The sequence below is a fragment of the Burkholderia sp. MSMB1588 genome, assembly GCF_001546925.1.
GTDB classification, from domain to species: domain Bacteria; phylum Pseudomonadota; class Gammaproteobacteria; order Burkholderiales; family Burkholderiaceae; genus Burkholderia; species Burkholderia humptydooensis.
In genome coordinates this window covers 17,541-35,951 of record NZ_LNJS01000002.1, presented here as the reverse complement: position 1 = coordinate 35,951, position 18,411 = coordinate 17,541, and the positions used below count along the sequence as shown (strand labels likewise).

Below are 18,411 nucleotides of genomic sequence, written 5' to 3'. Positions count from 1 at the left end.
TCGCACGTTCCGTCGCATCGCGCGCGCTCCCGGTATGATGTCGCCCAAACCCTGTCGCGCGGCGGGCGCGCGGCTCTTTCTGGGCGTACGACAATGGACGAAAACACTGTCCGTGATTTGCTGGATCGGCTCCTTGCTCCGTGGGTCCGCTCCCTTTCCCTCACCCCCGTATCGGTTTCGGACGAGAGCGTCACCCTCCGGCTGCCGTTTTCCGGCGAGCTTCGCCATTCGGGCGGCGTGATCTGCGGGCAAGTGTTCATGGCGGCCGCCGACACCGCGATGGTCGTTGCGATCTCCGCCGCGCTCGGCGAATTCCGGCCGATGACGACCGTCGCCCTCAATACCCACTTCATGCGCCCGGTCCGCAAGGGCGACGTGCTCGTCACCGCCCGCGTGCTGCGGATGGGCCGCAATCTCGTGTTCGGCGAAATCGAGCTGTTCGACGAGGACGGCAAGATGGCCGTGCACGCAACGTCGACGTACGCGCTCGTCTCCTGAGCGCGTACAGCGGCAGGGTGGAACGGGAGCGCATCCGATGTTCGACCACGTGGTATTCGCGGGCGGCGGCAATCGCTGTTGGTGGCAGGCGGGATTCTGGGACGTCGCGCGGCCCGCACTCGGCCTGCGGCCGCGCGTGATCGCCGGCATCTCGGCGGGCGCGGCGACCGCCTGCATGCTCTACATGCGCGACTCGCGCTGGGTGATGCGCTATTACGAAGAGGCGCTCAGGCACAACCGCCGGAACGTCTACTGGGGCAATCTGCTGCGCGCCGAGCCGGTCTTTCCGCATTACCGGATCTACCGGCAGGCGCTCCTCGATATCTACGGCGAGCCGTTCGCGAAACTCGCCGGCGCGCCGGAGATCCGCATCGGCGTGTCGCATGTGCCGCGCTGGCTCGGCGCGCGCAGCGCGGTCGCGGCGGGGTTCGTCGCGTACAACATCGAGAAGTACGTCCGCAAGACGTTGCATCCGACGCTCGGCCGCTCGCTCGGCTTTTGCCCCGAGTTCATCCGTGCGCAGGATTGCGCGCGCGTCGACGAACTCGCGGATCTCGTTCTCCAGTCGTCGTGCACGCCGCCGTTTACGCCCGTCCTGCGCCGCGACGGCCGACCGGTGCTCGACGGCGGGATGGTCGACAACGTGCCGGTCGGCGCGCTCGATGCGTCGCCCGGGCTCGTGCTCGTGATGGTGACGCGGCGCTACCCTCGCCCGCAGACGTTCGTCGTCGACTGCGACGGGCAGCGGCGGTTCTACGTGCAGCCGTCGAGCAAGGTGCCGATTTCGAGCTGGGACTACACGAGCCCGCATCAGATGCAGCATGCGTACGATCTCGGCCGGCGCGACGGCGAGCGCTTTCTGAGCGTCGTGCCGCAGTGCCTGGAAGACAACGGCGCGGTGCGCTGACGCCGGAAGCGCCGGGGCCTGGCGGGAAGCGGGTGCGGCTGATCGCCGCAGCCGGGCGCTCGGTGCACGATGGCGGGAGGCCGCACGGGCACGGGGCCGCTCGCGCACCGCGCTTCTTGACGCCGCTCCGCTCAGCGGCGAATCCGCCCCTGGTTGAGCGCTTCGGGATTCGCGACGCTCGACAGATCGCCCGCATCGAACGCGAGGATGTTCTTGAACGCCGCGCTGAAGTAGAGCTCGTAGCTTTCGCGTTCGACGTAGCCGATGTGCGGCGTGCAGATCACGTTTTCCATGCGCAGCAGGCTGTAGCCTTGCAGGATCGGCTCGCTCTCGTAGACGTCGATCGCGACCATTCCCGGCCGGTTGCGCGCAAGCGCGGAAATGAGCGCGTTTTCTTCGAGCAGTTCCGCGCGACTCGTGTTGACGAGGAGCGACGTCGGCTTCATTCGCAGCAGATCGTCGAGCTTGACGATGCCGCGCGTGTCGTCGTGCAGGCGCAGGTGCAGCGACAGCACGTCGGCCTGCTCGAAGAACGCCTCGCGGCTCTCGGCGGTCGCAAAGCCGTCGGCGCGCGCCGCTTCGAGCGAGTGCTCGCGTCCCCAGATCAGCACGTTCATTCCGAACGCCTTGCCGTAGCCGGCGACGAGCCGGCCGATCTTGCCGTAGCCCCAGATGCCGAGCGTCTGCCCGCGCAGCACCTGGCCGAGCCCGAAATTCGGCGGCATCGCCGACGTCTTGAGGCCCGATTGCTGCCATGCGCCCTGCTTCAGATTCGCGACGTACTGCGGGATGCGCCGCTGCGCGGCCATGATGAGCGCCCAGGTCAGTTCGGCGGGGGCGATCGGCGAGCCCGTGCCTTCGAGCACCACGATGCCGCGCTCCGTGCACGCGTCGAGATCGATGTGGGTCGACACGCGGCCTGTCTGGCTGATCATGCGCAGATGCGGAAGCTTGCCGAGCAACTGCGACGTGATGTGGGTGCGCTCGCGAATCAGCACGAGCGCTTCGACTTCGGCCAGGCGGCTCGCGAGCTGCCCGAGGCCGCGCACCGTGTTGTTGAAGATCTTCACTTCATGGTCGGCGAGCATCTCGAAGCAGTTGAGCTTGCGGACGGCGTCCTGGTAGTCGTCGAGGATGGCAATTTTCATGGCGAGTTTCGGGATTCGCGCGGGATGAGCGATGTGAGGTGGTGGCCGTCGCGCGTCGTCGCGCGCCGGGCCGGCCCGGTTTGAGGGCCGTAATGATCCTATGACGGCGCAGCAACAGGTGTATCTCTTTTTAACAGCTTGTTACGCGGTGCGGCAAGCGCCGATGCCAGGGTGCCGATCGCGCTGTTCGGACCCCGCTTGATGCTGGCCTGGCGGCGATTCCGGCGTTTCTCGATTGGGTAATTTGCGCAGGGAGATTGCTCAATTATTTCTTATTTCAGAACAATTGGTCTATCTAGCTAGGTGGGCTGAGCAAATTTGAAGGTTTTTATCGAGATTTCGCCGGAAGTTGAGCAACTCTGCATCTTTTTCGCTGTCGTAGGAAAATTACTCATTTGCTTCATATTTTTGAAGCGGTAACAGCGGTAGGAGTGGAGTATGGATCATTTGCAGTCGATGCGAGTGTTCGTCAAGGTCGCGGATCTCGGCAGTTTCGCCCGGGCGGCAAGCGCGATGGACATCTCGAACGCGGTCGCGACGCGCCACGTCGCCGACCTCGAAGGCCGGCTCGGCACCCGCCTTCTGAATCGCACCACCCGTAGCCTCTCGCTGACCGAATCCGGCCAGGTTTACCTGGAGCGGGCGCGCCAGATCCTCGACGAGCTCGAAGACGTCGAGCAGATGGTCGTTGCGCGCAACCACGAGCCCGTCGGCACGCTGCGGATCGTCGCGCCCGTCGTGTTCGGCCTGCACAACCTTGCGCCCGTGCTGCAGACGTACACGCAGCGCTTCCCGAAGGTCATTCCCGACCTGACCCTCGTTGATCGTCAGGTCGATCTCGTCGAAGAGGGATTCGACGTCGGCATCGTGATCACGCGGCAGATGCGCAGCGCAAGCATCGTCACGCGCCGGCTGACGACGGGCTGCATGGTGGTCTGCGCGACGCCGAGCTATCTGGAGAAGCACGGCATGCCGATGCATCCGGAGCAGCTCGTCGAGCATCCCTGCCTGAGCCTGCCGTCCGAATACTGGGGCGACGAGCGCGTATTCACCGGCCCGGACGGCGAAGTGCGCGTGCGGCCGTCGAACGTCGTCGTCGCGAACAATACCGAGATGCTGCGCCAGTTCGCGATGCTCGGCATGGGCGTCGCGATCCTGCCGAGCTATCTGATCGGCAGCGACATCGCGCGCGGCAAGCTCGTGCGGCTGCTGAGCGATTACCGGCTGCCGCAGGTCGAGATCAACATCGCGTATCCGAGCCGCCGGCACCTGCCGGCGAAGGTGCGCACGTTCATCGACCATCTCGTCGAGCACTTCAGCCAATCGCCGGACACGATGCTCGGCGAGCAGTGGGCCACGCAGGGCGTTGCCGGCCAGCCCATCGACGCGCTGCCTGCCGACGCGCTCGCCGAGCGATCGAGCGCCGATCCGGCGCTGTCGCCGCGTCTGCCGCGCGCGCCGCGGGCGCGCACCGTCGTGCCGTCTCCGCTGTAACGCCGCGCGGCGTCGCGCGCCGAATCTCCTCCGCAAAAAGCAAAAGCGCGGGCTCGTCGAGAGCTCGCGCTTTTGCTTGGACCGAAGCACCGCGGCGCGGGCGCGCCGCCCGGTTGCTCGACATCGCGCGCGCCGCCCGGCGCCAATGCCGGCGCGCCGCATTCGCGGCGCCGGCATTGCGCCGGTTACGAACCCGTCTTGCGCGCCGGCGTCTTGCGCGCAGCCGTCTTGCGAGCGGGCGCCGCCTTCTTTTCGGTCTTGTCGCCGCTGTCGGCCGCTGCATCGTGGGCCGCGGCCGTCGTTTTGGACGCGGTCTTCTTCGCGGCCGCGGGCTTCGGCTCCTTCTTCTCGAACTCGAAGCCGATCTTGCCGTCCGCCTGCTTGACGAGATACGCCTTGAAGTTGCGACCGGTGCGCGACGACTTGAAGTTCGGCAACAGATCGGTGCGGCCGTTCTCGAGGAGCTTCGTCATCTGCTCGCGGGTGATCTCCTGCTGCAGGATCACCTTGCCGGAGCGGAAGTCGCAGGTCTTCGGGCTCGCGACCGCGTGCTCGCAGACATAGCTCATTCCGTGCTCGAACACGCGGCCCTTGCACTTTGGGCACGCGCCTACGGGCGCCTGCGCGGAGAAGTCGGGCGCTTCGCCCTCTTCGCCGCCTTGCTCCTGGCCGAAGTCAAATTCGAGCTTGTAGTTCTTCGTCTCGTCGTCGAACGTGAGCTTAAGGATCGCGGAGAACGGCCGGCCCATCTTGCTGCGGAAGCCCGACAGCGGCCCGATTTCCTTTTTCCGCAACAGTTCCTCGACTTCGGCGATCTCGAATTGCCGGCTACCCGGGATCTTCGAGATCGAGAAGTCGCACTTCGTGCACGCGAAGCGCCGATAGTTCTCCTTCACCTGGCCGCCGCAGTTCGGGCACGGCGTCTCGAGCGTCGCGTAGTCGCCCGGGATCGTGTCGGAGTCGTATTCCTTCGCGCGCTTGACGATCGTCTGCGTCATCCGCGCGATTTCCTGCATGAACGCATCGCGCTGCAGGTTGCCGCGCTCCATCTGCGACAGCTTGTATTCCCACTCGCCCGTCAGCTCGGGGGCGGTCAGCTCCTTCACGCCGAGGCCGCGCAGCAGCGTCATTAGCTGGAACGCCTTCGCGGTCGGAATCAGCTCGCGGCCTTCGCGCACGAGGTACTTCTCGCCGAGCAGGCCTTCGATGATCGCCGCGCGCGTCGCCGGCGTGCCGAGGCCCTTCGCGGCCATCGCCTCGCGCAGCTCGTCGTCTTCGACGAGCTTGCCCGCGCCTTCCATTGCCGACAGCAGCGTGGCTTCCGAATAGCGCGCGGGCGGCTTCGTCGTGAGGCCGTGCGCTGCGACCTTGTCGGTCTTGACCTTCTCGTCCTTCTGAACCGGCACGAGATTCGCGTCGGCGCCCTCGGCGTCCCGGCCGTAGACCTGCAGCCAGCCCGGCTCGACGAGCACCTTGCCTTCCGTCTTGAAGTGATGGCCCGCGACTTCGGTGATCCGGGTCGTCACCTTGAATTCGGCGGCCGGGAAGAACACCGCGAGGAAGCGCTTGACGACGAGGTCATAGAGCTTCTGCTCCGGCTCGGACAGCGATTTCGGCGCCTGCAGCGTCGGGATGATCGCAAAGTGGTCGCTGATCTTCGAATTGTCGAAGATCCGCTTGTTCGGCTTCACCCAGTTCTTGTCGAGCACCTGCTTCGCGTGCGGCAGGTAGTTGTTGCTCTCCTTGAGCATTTCGAGCGTCGACTTCACCGTGCCGAGGTAATCCTCCGGCAGCGCGCGCGCGTCGGTACGCGGATAGGTGAGCACCTTGTGCTTTTCGTACAGCGCCTGCGCGAGGCCGAGCGTGTTCTTCGCCGAGAAGCCGAAGCGGCTGTTCGCCTCGCGCTGCAGGCTCGTCAGGTCGTACAGCAGCGGCGAGAGCTGCGTCGACGGCTTCGATTCCTCGGTGACCGTGCCGAGCTGGTCGCGGCACGCGGCGACGATCGTCTCCGCGGCGGGCAGACTCCAGAGGCGCGAGTCGCGTTTTTCGGGGTCGAATTCATCCTTCTTGAACTTCGGGTCGAACCAGCGGCCTTCGTAGAAGCCGCCCGCGCAGACGAATTCCGCGCGTACTTCCCAGTAGTCGCGCGGCACGAAGCGGCGAATCTTCTCCTCGCGCTCGACGACGATCGACAGCGTCGGCGTCTGCACGCGGCCGACGGTCGTCAGGAAGAAGCCGCCGCCCTTGCTGTTGAACGCGGTCATCGCGCGCGTGCCGTTGATGCCGACGAGCCAGTCGGCCTCCGAGCGGCAACGCGCGGCATCGGCGAGCGGCTGCATGTCCACGTCGGTGCGCAGGTGCGCGAAGCCGTCACGGATCGCGGCGGGCGTCATCGACTGCAGCCACAGGCGCTGGACGGGCTGCTTCGCCTTCGCGTGCTGCGCGATCAGGCGGAAGATCAGTTCGCCCTCGCGTCCCGCGTCGCATGCGTTGATCAGGCGTTCGACGTCCTTGCGCTTGATCAGCCTGGTCAGCACCTTCAGGCGCGACTCGCTTTTCGCGATCGGATTCAGATCGAAATGGGGAGGAATGACAGGCAGATGCGCGAAGCTCCACTTGCCGCGCTTGACCTCGTATTCCTCCGGTGCGGCGATTTCGAGCAGGTGGCCGACCGCCGACGACAGTACATATTCGTCGCTCTCGTAGTATTCGTCATGCTTGGTAAAGCCGCCCAAAGCACGCGCGATGTCGTTCGCGACAGAAGGCTTTTCCGCAATGATGAGTGCTTTCGACATGACAGTGTGTATTGATGGACCGGGCGAGCCCGATGCGGGCCCTTTTACGACGGCTTTATAGCACACGGCGCCCAAACGGCGGCCGGCGTGAGCAAAAAGCGGGTCATCATAAGTGGGGGCAAGGACGGCGGCAAGCCTGTCGCACGCCTTCCCGTGTAAACGAGCGGTAAAGCTGCATTCCACGGCCGATATTTCGAGGCCAGACGATTCTAGTCGAACAAATTGCGCAGTTTTGGTGCATGCGGCGCGCCCGACAGCGCCGTCAGGTCGGCCAGCATTCGTTCGACGATTGCGGCGTGCGGCAGCACTGTGCCGAAGAAGCGGACCGAGTTCACGTCCTCGACGAGGAGCGTCGGGAAGTTCTCGACATCGAGATCGTCGAGCCGGTCGGCGTGCGTTTCGACGTCGATCCATGCGAAGCAGGCGCCGGGATGGGCGTCGGCGAGCCGGTCGAACGCGGCGCGGTATTCGCGGCAGGTGCCGCACCACTCGGCGCACAGGCAGGCGACGAGCAGCGTGTCGGGATTCCGGAGGCGCTCGGCGATCCGATCTTCGTCGGTGTCGAGATTCAGCGCGGGCATTGGCGGTTTTCCTTGCATCGTAAGGTGGCGGCGGCTCGAGCGAACGCCCGGGCGCGGCGCCTATGCGCCGGAATGTAGCACGGCGCTCGTCCCGCGCGCTTGAGTGGGCTCAGCCTGCGCGCTGGCGATGCGCATGTAGCGGCCGCCCGGCAGCGCTGCGATGCGGCCGGCCAGCTCTAGCTGCAGCAGCAGCCGGTGCAGCGTGCCGCTAGAAAGCGCCGTGCGCTGCGCGAGCAGCTCGAGCGGCACGGGGCCGTAACCGATCGCGGCGAGCAGCCGGCGCGCGTCGTCGTCCGGATCGACCTCGGCCTCGGCGGCGGCGGGCGCGCCGCGCGTTGCGCCCGCAGGGCGGGCGGGGTCGAGGCCGAATTCCTCGAGCACGTCGGCCGCGGTCTCGACGAGCTTCGCGCCGTCGCGAATCAGCGCGTGGCAGCCCTGCGACAGGGGCGCGTGGATCGAGCCGGGAATCGCGAACACGTCGCGTCCCATTTCGTTCGCGAGCCGCGCGGTGATCAGCGAGCCGGACCGGCGCGCCGCCTCGACGATCAGCGCGCCGCGCGACAGCGCGGCGATCAGCCGGTTGCGCTGCGGAAAATGGGCGGACCGCGCGGGCGTGCCGAGCGGCCACTCGGAGACGAGCGCGCCGCGCTCGGCGATCTCGTGGGCGAGCGCGTGGTGGCAAGCCGGGTAGACGATGTCCGCGCCTGTGCCGATCACGGCGACGGTGCCGCTTGCGCCGTCGAGCCCGCCGCGATGCGCGGCGCCGTCGATGCCGCGCGCGAGGCCCGACACGATCGCAAGGCCCGCGTCCGACAGCTCGCGCGCGAAGCGCGTCGCGTCGGCGAGCCCCTGCGGCGTTGCCCCGCGGCTGCCGACGATCGCGACGGCCCGCGCATGGAGCAGCGCGACGCGGCCTTTTATATATAGCAGCGGCGGCGGATCGTAGAGCTCGGCGAGCGGCTCCGGATACGCGGGATCGTGCCGGGTCACGAGCGCGTTGCCGGGCTCGTCGAGCCAGGCGAGCGTCGTGTCGACGCGCTGCTCGAAATCGTCTGCGGGCGGCGCGAGCGCCGATCGGGCCGCAGCGTCGCCGACGAGTGCCGCCAGCTCCGCATGCGACGCCGCAAAGAGCGCTTCGGGCGATGCGAACGCGCCGAGGAGTGCGGCACGCGCGGCGGCCGGCACGCCGGACGCGCCCGCAAGCCGCAGCCAGCCGGCGAGCTCGGCACGCGTCAACGATCGCGGCGACATGACGAAATCCTCGAGAAGCGCGGCCTGCGGGCCGCGTGGTGCCGTGATAAAATTTTCATCATCCGAAATAGAACGAATGCCGCGCGCGCAAGCTCACGGCGATTGGCCGGTCGTCGCGACGCGCGGCGGATTCCGCGCGTCGTCGAATCCATCTTGAGGCCGGCGCGCGCGTCGCGGCAGTCGGCCGAACGGCCGATGCGGGCGGGTCGTTCGTCTCTCAACACTGAAATCATGGCTTTGCTGAACATCCTTCATTACCCCGACAAACGGCTGCACAAGGTGGCCAAGCCGGTCGACAAAGTGGACGACCGCATTCGCAAGCTCGTCGCCGACATGGCCGAGACGATGTACGCGGCGCCCGGCATTGGGCTCGCGGCGACGCAGGTCGACGTGCACGAGCGCGTGATCGTGATCGACGTGTCCGAGGAGAAGAACGAGTTGCGCGTCTTCATCAATCCGGAGCTCGTCTGGACGAGCGACGGCAAGCAGGTCTATGAGGAAGGCTGTCTGTCGGTGCCGGGCATCTATGACGAAGTGGAGCGTCCGGACCGCGTGCGCGTGCGCGCGCTCGACGAGAAAGGCGAGACGTTCGAGATCGACTGCGAAGGGCTTCTCGCGGTATGCATCCAGCACGAGATGGATCATCTGATAGGCCGCGTGTTCGTCCAGTATCTGTCGCCGCTCAAGCAGACCCGGATCAAGACGAAGATGAAGAAACTCGAACGCGCAATGTGATGCGCACGGCTGTTCCCGGATTCATTTGCACATGACACATTCACTGCGGGTCATTTTCGCCGGCACGCCGGAATTCGCCGCAGCGGCGCTCGCCGCGATTCATGAGGCCGGCTTCCCGGTGCCGCTCGTGCTGACGCAGCCCGATCGTCCCGCCGGGCGCGGGATGAAGCTGCAGGCGAGCGCCGTGAAGCGCTATGCGCTCGAGCACGGCATCGCGCTCGCGCAGCCGCCGTCGCTGCGCCGCGCGGGCAAGTATCCGGCCGAAGCTGCCGCCGCGCTCGATCTGTTGCACGCGACGCCGCACGACGTGATGGTCGTCGCCGCATATGGCCTGCTTCTGCCGCAGGAAGTGCTCGGCCTGCCGCGGCACGGCTGCATCAATATCCATGCGTCGCTGCTGCCGCGCTGGCGCGGCGCCGCGCCGATCCATCGCGCGATCGAGGCGGGCGACGCCGAGACCGGCGTCACGCTGATGCAGATGGATGCCGGGCTCGACACGGGCGCGATGCTGCACGATGCGCGCATCGCGATCGCGCCCGACGATACGACGGCGACGCTGCACGACAAGCTCGCGGCGGCGGGCGCGCGCCTCATCGTCGACGCGCTCGCCGAGCTCGAGCGTGCGGGTTCACTCGCCGCGACGCCGCAGCCCGCCGACGGCGTCACCTATGCCGAGAAGATCGGCAAGCACGAGGCGGCGCTCGACTGGCGCAAGCCGGCCGAGGTGCTCGCGCGGCAGGTGCGCGCGTTCGACCCGTTTCCGGGCGGCGCGGGCACGCTCGACGGCGCGACGCTCAAGCTGTGGGCGGCCGACGCGGTGCCGGCGCGCGGCGACGCGGCGCCCGGCACGATCGTCGATGCCGGCCCGGACGGCATCGTGATCGCCTGCGGCGAAGGCGCGCTGCGCGTCACGCAATTGCAGAAGCCGGGCGGCAAGCGCCTGCCGGCGCGCGAGTTTCTCGCGGGGGCGCCGCTTGCGGCCGGCCAGCGCTTCGCGCCGCCCGACGCCGCGTAATTTTCGTCGCCTGCCAACAGTTCATCGGAATCGCGCGCGCCGCGCAATCGGCCGAACGGCCGGGTCGCGGCGCGCAGGGCGCGCGCGTAGAATTCTCTGACATCAGCATCGAGGGATCGGCATGTTCGGCATCACCCATCTTGGCTTGTTCGTCGCGGCGGTTTTCCTGTTGAACATCACGCCGGGGCCCGACACCGCGTACATCGTCGGCCGCAGCGTCGCGCAGGGGCGCGGCGCGGGCCTCATGTCCGCGCTCGGCATCTCTGCCGGCTGCTGCGTGCACGTGCTCGCGTGCGCGTTCGGCCTGACGGCGGTGCTCGCCGCGTCGGCAACTGCGTTCACGGTCATCAAGATCGTCGGCGCGGCCTATCTCGTCTACCTGGGCGTGCGCCTCATCTTCGCGAAGCAGGAGCAGGCGGCCGAGCAGCCCGCACGGCGCGGCGCGGACAAATCGCTGCGCCAGTTGTTCACGCAAGGGTTCCTGACCAACGTGCTGAACCCGAAGGTGGTGCTGTTCTTCGTGTCGTTCTTCCCGCAGTTCGTGTCGGCGGACAGCAATCACAAGGTGCTCGCGTTCCTGACGCTCGGCGCGGTGTTTCTCGCGATGAGCACCGTGTGGTCGTGCATCGTGGCGTGGGTCGCGGGCACGGTCACGCAACGCTTTGCCGGCAAGCCCGGTGTGAAGAAATGGCTCGACCGCGGCGTCGGCGGCGCGTTCGTCGGCCTCGGCGTCAAGCTCGCGACATCGACGCGCTGAGGATTGAATTTTCTCGAAACGCTCTTATCTAACAGATCGCTTACAATTATGCACCGCCGCCGATATGCGTGCGGTGCGATCCCCGCAGACGGATAAGGAGTGGGAAACATGTTCAATTGGGTCAAAACGGCGATGCTGATGGCCGCGATCACGGCCCTGTTCATCGTGATAGGCGGCATGATCGGCGGATCGCGCGGAATGACGATCGCGCTGCTGATCGCGCTCGGTATGAATTTCTTCTCGTACTGGTTCTCGGACAAGATGGTGCTGCGCATGTACAACGCGCAGGAGGTCGACGAGGCCACGGCGCCGCAGTTCTATCGGATGGTGCGCGAACTCGCGACGCGCGCGAACCTGCCGATGCCGCGCGTCTACCTGATCGACGAGAATCAGCCGAACGCGTTCGCGACCGGCCGCAATCCCGAGCACGCGGCCGTCGCCGCGACGACGGGCATCCTGCGCGTGCTGTCCGAGCGCGAGATGCGGGGCGTGATGGCGCACGAGCTCGCGCACGTGAAGCATCGCGACATCCTGATCTCGACGATTTCCGCGACGATGGCGGGCGCGATCTCGGCGCTCGCGAACTTCGCGATGTTCTTCGGCGGGCGCGACGAGAACGGCCGTCCCACCAATCCGATCGCTGGCATCGCGGTCGCGCTGCTTGCGCCGATCGCGGGCGCGCTGATCCAGATGGCGATCTCGCGCGCGCGCGAGTTCGAGGCGGACCGCGGCGGCGCGCAGATCTCGGGCGATCCGCAGGCGCTCGCTGCCGCGCTCGACAAAATCCACCGCTATGCGTCGGGCATTCCGTTCCAGACGGCCGAGGAGCATCCGGCCACCGCGCAGATGATGATCATGAATCCGCTGTCGGGCGGCGGGCTGCAGAATCTGTTCTCGACGCATCCGGCCACCGAGGAGCGGATCGCGCGGCTGATGGAAATGGCGCGCACCGGCCGCTTCGACTGACGAGCGTAGCAACGTCGACGCGCTCGTGAGAGGGCGCTATATCGGTAGCCGGTCTTGACATGCTTCGGCGCATCCGGCGATCGCCCGAACCCCGCATGCATCGCGCTGCGAGGTTTGGCGTTTTGGACGGCCGCTCGTTCGGTTGATCGGGGTGGCGAAACGCGGCTTGGGCGGTGGCGGATCGTGCCGAAACTGCGCCGAAGCGCCGAAGCGCCGAACGTACCGAGCGCGCATGGCACATCGCGCACCCAGCCACCCGAAACCCGATCCCCGCCGCGCTACAATACCCCGCTTACAGCCGACCGGCCGCGGGCCGGCCACCACGGCACACCCCTACCACCGCCCGGCGCGACCGCGTGCCGCAGGCACTGCTGATCCGATGACCCAGACTCGCCCTTCCCGTTCCCGCGCATCCGGCGCGCCCGCTCGCGCGCCGCGCCTGTCGGCGCTGCATCTCGTCCCCGATTCGCTCGGCTTCGCGCTCGACGGCGCCGCGCAAGCGGTCGACGCAGTCAATCGCGGCGCGGCGCTGCCCGCTGCGCTTGCGGCCGTCCACGCATCGATGTCTTCGAACGCACAGACGGCGCGCGGCGCGATCCAGGACATCGCGTATCGCGCGATGCGCCTTCGCGGCACGGCCGACTGGCTGATCGCGCAACTCGTTGCGAAGGCGCCGCCGGCGCACGTGCATGCGCTCCTCGTCTGCGCGTTCGCGCTCCTCGTCGACGACGGCGAGCACGCCGCCTACACGCCCTTCACCGTCGTCGATCAGGCGGTGACCGCGATCGGCGCGCGCCGCGAGTGCTCGTTTGCGAAGGGGCTTGTCAACGCGGTGCTGCGCCGGTTCCTGCGCGAGCGGGCCGCGTGGCTCGAGCGGCTGCAGTCCGATCGGCGCGCGCGCTGGAACTACGAGCCGTGGTGGATCGACGCTGTCGAGCGCGCGTGGCCCGATGCATGGCCGCGCATTCTTGCCTCGGGCGACACCCCCGGCCCGCTCACGCTGCGCGTGAACGCGCGCCGCATGACGGCCCAAGCGTATCTCGACGTGTTGCGCGCCGAGCGGATCGACGCCGAGAAGATTGGCCGTCACGCGATACGGCTCGCATCGGCGCTGCCCGTCGAGCGCATTCCGGGTTTCGCGGACGGCCTTGTGTCGGTGCAGGACGCGGGCGCGCAGCTCGCGGCCGAATGGCTCGGCGCGCGCGACGGCATGCGCGTGCTCGACGCGTGCGCGGCGCCCGGCGGCAAGACGGGCCACATTCTCGAACTCGCGCACGCCGAAGTCGTCGCGCTCGAAAGCGATCCGGCGCGCGCGCCGCGCATCGGCGAGAACCTCGCGCGGCTGTCGCTCGCGGCCGACGTGCGCGTCGGCGACGCAGGAGACCCCGCGCAATGGCACGACGGGCGTCCGTTCGACCGGGTCCTCGCCGACGTGCCGTGCTCCGCGTCGGGCATCGTGCGCCGTCATCCGGACATCCGCTGGCTGCGCCGCGCGGCCGACATTCCCGCGCTCGTCGCCGAGCAGCGCCGCATTCTGAGCGCGCTCTGGCCGCTCGTGAAACCCGGCGGCGAGCTGCTGTACGCGACCTGCTCGATCTTTCCGGACGAGGGCGAACTGCAGGCGCGCTGGTTTGGAGACGCCTGTCAAGATGCGGTACGATTGGACGCGCCCGGGCAGTTGCTGCCGCAGGGCGCGACAGGCGGGGCGCCGGCCGTCGGGGGATCGGGCGAGCCCGGCCGGCATGTCGATCACGACGGATTTTTCTACGCGCGCTTTCAGAAACGGTGACGATCAAACGCTTCTTTCCACTCCGGCTCGCGGCCGTGCTATGGGTCGCGCTGACGCTGTGTCTCGCTGCCGTTCCTTCCGCGCACGCCGATACGATCGCCGTGCAGCGCGCGTCGCTGCAGTCGGACGGCGGCGGCTGGAGTCTCGACGCGCGTTTCGATTTCGAGCTCAACAGCAGCCTCGAGGATGCGGTGAACAAAGGCGTGCCGCTCTACTTCACGACCGATTTCGAGCTGAGCCGCGCGCGCTGGTATTGGTTCGACGAGCAGCCGGTGTCGGTGTCGCAGACGATCCGCCTGTCGTTCCAGCCGCTCACGCGCGAATACCGGGTATCGACGGGCGGCCTGCAGCTCGGCTTTCCGTCGCTGAAGGAGGCGCTCGCGGTGGTCAAGCACGTGACGTCCTGGCACGTGATCGACAAGGGCCAGGTGCGCTCGGGCGAGACGTATACGGCGTCGGTGCGCATGCAGCTCGATACCGCGCTGATGCCGAAGCCGTTCCAGGTGGACGCGGTGAACAACCGCGACTGGAATCTCGTTTCCGACTGGAAGCGTTTCATTTTCACGGTGGCCGAGCGTGCTAAGTAAAATGCGCGTCCGCCGCGCAACGAGCGGAAAGAGTTTTCTGATACGCGTGATCGTGTCGACTGTCGCGATCACGGCGCTTCTGCTGCTCGTGCTGCTCGCGGCCGCGAGCGCGAACACCGAGTTCTTCGATCGCTACTACTCGTGGCTCTACTCGGCGAACATCATCGTCGCGCTCGTGTTCCTGCTCGTCGTGCTTGGGCTCGTCGGGATGATCGTCGCGCGGCTGAGGAAGGGCAAGTTCGGCACGCGGCTGCTCGCGAAGCTCGCGGTGTTCTTCACGCTCGTCGGCGTCGTGCCGGGCGGGATCATCTATATCGTGTCGTATCAGTTCGTATCGCGCAGCATCGAATCTTGGTTCGACGTGAACGTCGAGACGGCGCTCACCGCGGGCCTCAATCTCGGGCGCGGGATGCTCGACACGTCGCTCGCCGACTTGCAGACGAAGGCGCGCCTGATGTCCGAGCAGCTCGCGAGCGCCGACACCAACACGAACGGCACGACGCTCACGCTGCTGCGGCTGCGCGACCAGTTCGGCGTGCAGGACGCGACAATCGTCGAGCCGGGCCGCGGCACGGGCGCGTCGCCCGACGTGCACATCATCGCGCAGGCATCGGGCAACTTCGCCGCGCTGATTCCGGACGACATGCCGACGCCGCTGATGCTGAGCCAGGCGCGCGAGCACGGCGCATTCGCGGCGATCGAGGGCGAGGTCGACGGCGATCCGCGCGCGCGCGGATCGAAGGGCGCGCTGCGCCTGCGCGTCGTGCAGCGCATTCCCGATTCGTCGACGCTGCTGTTGCAGCCCGCCGAGCGTTTCCTGCAGCTCACGCAGCCGGTGTCGCCGACGCTCGCGCGCAACGCGGACGCCGTGCAGCGCGCGTATCGCGAATATCAGGAGAAGGCGCTTGGCCGCAGCGGGCTGCGCAAGATGTACATCGGCACGCTCACGCTCGCGCTCTTTCTCGCGACGTTCATCGCGATGATGATCGCGCTCGCGCTCGGCAACCAGCTCGCGCGGCCGCTCTTCCTGCTCGCGCAGGGCACGAAGGAAGTCGCGGAGGGCGACTATACGCCGAAGCGCGAGATCAAGACGCGCGACGAGCTCGGCTTCCTCACGCAGTCGTTCAACGCGATGACGCGGCAGTTGTCGGAGGCGCGCCTCGCGGTCGAGAAGAACCGCGTCGCGCTCGAGCATTCGAAGACGTATCTCGAGAGCATTCTCGCGAACCTGACGGCGGGCGTGTTCGTGCTCGACCGCCAGTTTCGCCTGACGACCGCGAATCGCGGCGCCGAGCGGATCTTCCGCCAGCCGTTCAATTCGCTGATCGGCACGACGCTCGATCAGATCGGCGTCGTCGCGGAATTCGGCGCGATGGTGAGAAAGGCGTTCGCCGATCGCGAGGCGGCGGGCCAGGGCAGCGGCGAGGATCGTGGCCACTGGCAGCAGCAGTTCGCGGTCGAGGTGCCGGGCGAGGCCGATCCGCTGACGCTGCTCGTGCGCGGCACGCGGCTCGTGTCGACGGCGGCGGCGCCCGGCCAGCCCGACGATCCGCAGACGTCCGGCTACGTCGTCGTGTTCGACGACATTTCCGACGTGATCTCCGCGCAGCGTTCGGTCGCGTGGGGCGAAGTCGCGCGGCGGCTCGCGCACGAGATCAAGAATCCGCTCACGCCGATCCAGTTGTCGGCCGAGCGCCTGCAGATGAAGCTCTCCGACAAGCTCGCGCCGACCGACGCCGACGTGCTCAAGCGCGGCGCGACGACGATCGTCAATCAGGTGGCCGCGATGAAGCGCATGGTCGACGATTTCCGCGATTACGCGCGCACGCCGCCCGCGGTGCTCGTCAACCTGCAACTGAACGATCTGGTGAGCGAAGTGCTGACGCTTTACGGCGTCGGCGAGGGCAAGAGCACGATCGTCGTCGAGCAGGCGCCGCTTCCGGTGATCCGCGGCGACGCGACGCAACTGCGTCAGGTGATCCACAATCTGCTGCAGAACGCGCAGGATTCGGTCGCCGACGTCGAGCATCCCCGTGTGTTGCTCGAAACCAAGACAGTAGAATATGGCGATCCCGACGCGGACGGCAAAACGCGCGTCGCGGTTCGGCTGACCGTTTCGGACAACGGTCCGGGTTTTCCGGCGCGCATCCTGACGCGCGCGTTCGAGCCTTACGTGACGACGAAGGCGAAAGGGACGGGGCTCGGCCTCGCGACCGTGAAGAAGATCGTCGACGAGCATGGTGCGCGGATCGATCTGCGCAATCGCATGCACGGCGACGTCGTGGAAGGCGCGCAGGTCTCGATCCTGTTCCTGCAACTCGCGGACGATGCGGCGGGCGCCGGGGGCGGCACGAACGGCGGCACGGCACCCGCCAAGACAAGAGCAACTGTGCAGACAAAGGCAGCGTAAATGGCAACCATCCTGGTGGTAGATGATGAAATGGGCATCCGGGAATTGCTCTCGGAGATCCTCAGCGACGAAGGGCACGTCGTCGACGTCGCGGAGAACGCGCAGGCCGCGCGCGACTACCGGCTGCGGCATGCGCCCGATCTCGTGCTGCTCGACATCTGGATGCCCGATACCGACGGCGTCACGTTGCTGAAGGAATGGGCGAGCCAAGGACAACTGACGATGCCCGTCATCATGATGTCGGGGCACGCGACGATCGACACGGCCGTCGAGGCGACGAAGATCGGCGCGCTCGATTTTCTCGAGAAGCCGATCACGCTGCAGAAGCTGCTGAAGTCGGTCGAGCACGGACTCGCGCGCGGCGCGGCGCCGGTGCCGGCGAGCACGGCGGCGAAGCCGGCGGCGGGGCTGTCGTCGGTCGCGTCGGCGGCCGTGCTGCCGACGTTCGGCGACGATCCGTCCGCGGCGCTCGCGGGCCAGACGACGGCCGCGATCCCGTTCGACATTCCGCTGCGCGAGGCGCGCGACGCGTTCGAGCGGGCGTACTTCGAATATCACCTCGCGCGCGAGAACGGCAGCATGACGCGCGTCGCGGAGAAGACGGGCCTCGAGCGCACGCACCTGTACCGCAAGCTCAAGCAGCTCGGCGTCGAACTCGGCAAGAAGCCGGCCGAAGGCGCGGCATAAATTTTTTGCACAAAGGGCTTGATCGGTGTTTTGTGCGCTGCTATAATTTTTTTTCTTCGTGGCCCGGTAGCTCAGTTGGTAGAGCAGCGGATTGAAAATCCGCGTGTCGGTGGTTCGATTCCGCCCCAGGCCACCAGATTTGACAAGGGTTCCGAGCAATCGGAACCCTTTTCTATTTCTGGCGGTGTGCCAGATTTGTGCCGCAGTGTGCCGATGTTGTCCGCGTAAGCCGCCACGTGGTCCCGCCCGAGGTGCGCGTAGCGCAGCACCATCTGATAGCTGGCCCATCCCCCGAGCTGCTGAAGGATTGGCAGAGGCGTGCCGGCCTGAACGTGCCAGCTCGCCCACGTGTGCCGCAGATCATGAAAGCGCAACCCTGACAGGCCCGCTCGCACGCATGCCTTTTGCCATGCGTGGTTGTAGATGCGGCCGATGGGTGCCCCCTTGTACACGAACACGTAGCGCTTGTGCTGCCCCTGCTGCTCGCGCAGCACGCCCAACGCGTCCTCGTTCAGCGGCACGGAAATCACCTTGCCGGCTTTGGCCTGGTCGGCATGAATCCACGCCAGCGCCCGCTCTCGATCGACCTGCGCCCATTCCAGCAGTCGCACGTTCGATTCACGCAGCCCCGTCGCCAACGCAAACCGCGCCATCTGTCGCAGGTGCGCCGGCAGTTCTTCCAGTAGCCGTTGCGCTTGCGCGCGGGTAAGCCAGGTCAGGCGTGCGCTGTTCTCCCGCAGCTTGCGAATCGGGGGAACCGCGTCGATCCACCCCTCCGCGTGGCAGTGATG

General features: G+C 67.1%; 16 protein-coding genes and 1 tRNA gene. 13 read left to right on the top strand and 4 right to left on the bottom strand.

All coding sequences use genetic code 11. From position 1 onward, the window contains the following. Window positions 1–93 precede the first annotated feature (93 nt). Entirely contained in the window at window positions 94–498 is a 405-nt protein-coding gene (locus WS92_RS28390; protein WP_009910940.1) for a PaaI family thioesterase, read from the top strand. Between the two features lie 37 nt (window positions 499–535). Further along, complete coding sequence (locus WS92_RS28385; protein ID WP_015602225.1) at window positions 536–1,405, top strand: patatin-like phospholipase family protein; 870 nt, start codon at window positions 536–538, stop codon at window positions 1,403–1,405. 131 nt (window positions 1,406–1,536) lie between these two features. Here WS92_RS28385 and WS92_RS28380 read toward each other — a convergent pair whose 3' ends face one another. Then, window positions 1,537–2,553 carry a D-2-hydroxyacid dehydrogenase family protein gene (locus WS92_RS28380; protein WP_006024091.1) on the bottom strand — a complete coding sequence of 339 codons (1,017 nt, stop codon included), beginning with the start codon at window positions 2,551–2,553 and terminating at the stop codon, window positions 1,537–1,539. 438 nt (window positions 2,554–2,991) lie between these two features. Here WS92_RS28380 and WS92_RS28375 point away from each other — a divergent pair, with 438 nt between their 5' ends. Beyond that, window positions 2,992–4,047: a LysR family transcriptional regulator gene (locus tag WS92_RS28375; RefSeq protein ID WP_009910941.1), complete on the top strand. Its 1,056-nt coding sequence runs from the start codon at window positions 2,992–2,994 to the stop codon at window positions 4,045–4,047. Window positions 4,048–4,232: 185 nt separating this feature from the next. Here WS92_RS28375 and WS92_RS28370 read toward each other — a convergent pair whose 3' ends face one another. The 3 genes from WS92_RS28370 to dprA all read right to left on the bottom strand — a co-directional run bounded on the left by WS92_RS28370 (window position 4,233) and on the right by dprA (window position 8,674). After that, window positions 4,233–6,842: a DNA topoisomerase III gene (locus tag WS92_RS28370; protein ID WP_059933007.1), complete on the bottom strand. Its 2,610-nt coding sequence runs from the start codon at window positions 6,840–6,842 to the stop codon at window positions 4,233–4,235. A gap of 209 nt (window positions 6,843–7,051) precedes the next feature. Continuing rightward, window positions 7,052–7,423 (bottom strand): thioredoxin family protein, encoded by a 372-nt coding sequence (locus WS92_RS28365; protein ID WP_006024094.1) that lies wholly within the window; start codon window positions 7,421–7,423, stop codon window positions 7,052–7,054. Window positions 7,424–7,483: 60 nt separating this feature from the next. Continuing rightward, window positions 7,484–8,674 carry a DNA-processing protein DprA gene (gene dprA, locus WS92_RS28360; RefSeq protein WP_059933005.1) on the bottom strand — a complete coding sequence of 397 codons (1,191 nt, stop codon included), beginning with the start codon at window positions 8,672–8,674 and terminating at the stop codon, window positions 7,484–7,486. Window positions 8,675–8,905: 231 nt separating this feature from the next. On the opposite strand from dprA, the gene def reads away from it, so the two are divergent. The 10 genes from def to WS92_RS36170 all read left to right on the top strand — a co-directional run bounded on the left by def (window position 8,906) and on the right by WS92_RS36170 (window position 18,306). Next, window positions 8,906–9,409 carry a peptide deformylase gene (gene def, locus WS92_RS28355; RefSeq protein WP_015602344.1) on the top strand — a complete coding sequence of 168 codons (504 nt, stop codon included), beginning with the start codon at window positions 8,906–8,908 and terminating at the stop codon, window positions 9,407–9,409. A 31-nt stretch (window positions 9,410–9,440) separates the two neighbouring features. Beyond that, complete coding sequence (gene fmt / locus WS92_RS28350; protein WP_006024097.1) at window positions 9,441–10,424, top strand: methionyl-tRNA formyltransferase; 984 nt, start codon at window positions 9,441–9,443, stop codon at window positions 10,422–10,424. Window positions 10,425–10,545: 121 nt separating this feature from the next. Further along, window positions 10,546–11,181 (top strand): LysE family translocator, encoded by a 636-nt coding sequence (locus tag WS92_RS28345; protein WP_006024098.1) that lies wholly within the window; start codon window positions 10,546–10,548, stop codon window positions 11,179–11,181. Between the two features lie 108 nt (window positions 11,182–11,289). Then, window positions 11,290–12,147: a zinc metalloprotease HtpX gene (htpX, locus tag WS92_RS28340; RefSeq protein ID WP_006024099.1), complete on the top strand. Its 858-nt coding sequence runs from the start codon at window positions 11,290–11,292 to the stop codon at window positions 12,145–12,147. 379 nt (window positions 12,148–12,526) lie between these two features. Beyond that, on the top strand, window positions 12,527–13,936 hold the full coding sequence (gene rsmB / locus WS92_RS28335) for a 16S rRNA (cytosine(967)-C(5))-methyltransferase RsmB (RefSeq protein ID WP_059933003.1): 1,410 nt from the start codon (window positions 12,527–12,529) through the stop codon (window positions 13,934–13,936). After that, the gene (locus WS92_RS28330) at window positions 13,933–14,523 is read left to right on the top strand and encodes a DUF4390 domain-containing protein (protein ID WP_009910945.1); all 591 of its coding nucleotides are present in this window, start codon (window positions 13,933–13,935) and stop codon (window positions 14,521–14,523) included. The genes rsmB and WS92_RS28330 overlap by 4 nt, the downstream gene beginning before the upstream one ends. 1 nt (window position 14,524) lies before the next feature. Further along, complete coding sequence (gene esaS / locus WS92_RS28325; RefSeq protein ID WP_015600104.1) at window positions 14,525–16,933, top strand: sensor histidine kinase EsaS; 2,409 nt, start codon at window positions 14,525–14,527, stop codon at window positions 16,931–16,933. Further along, window positions 16,934–17,620 carry a response regulator transcription factor EsaR gene (esaR, locus tag WS92_RS28320; RefSeq protein WP_009910946.1) on the top strand — a complete coding sequence of 229 codons (687 nt, stop codon included), beginning with the start codon at window positions 16,934–16,936 and terminating at the stop codon, window positions 17,618–17,620. It begins immediately after the preceding gene. 60 nt (window positions 17,621–17,680) lie between these two features. Next, window positions 17,681–17,756: transfer RNA gene (locus WS92_RS28315), tRNA-Phe, on the top strand. Window positions 17,757–18,087: 331 nt separating this feature from the next. Beyond that, window positions 18,088–18,306 carry a hypothetical protein gene (locus tag WS92_RS36170; RefSeq protein WP_197420770.1) on the top strand — a complete coding sequence of 73 codons (219 nt, stop codon included), beginning with the start codon at window positions 18,088–18,090 and terminating at the stop codon, window positions 18,304–18,306. Window positions 18,307–18,411 lie beyond the last annotated feature (105 nt).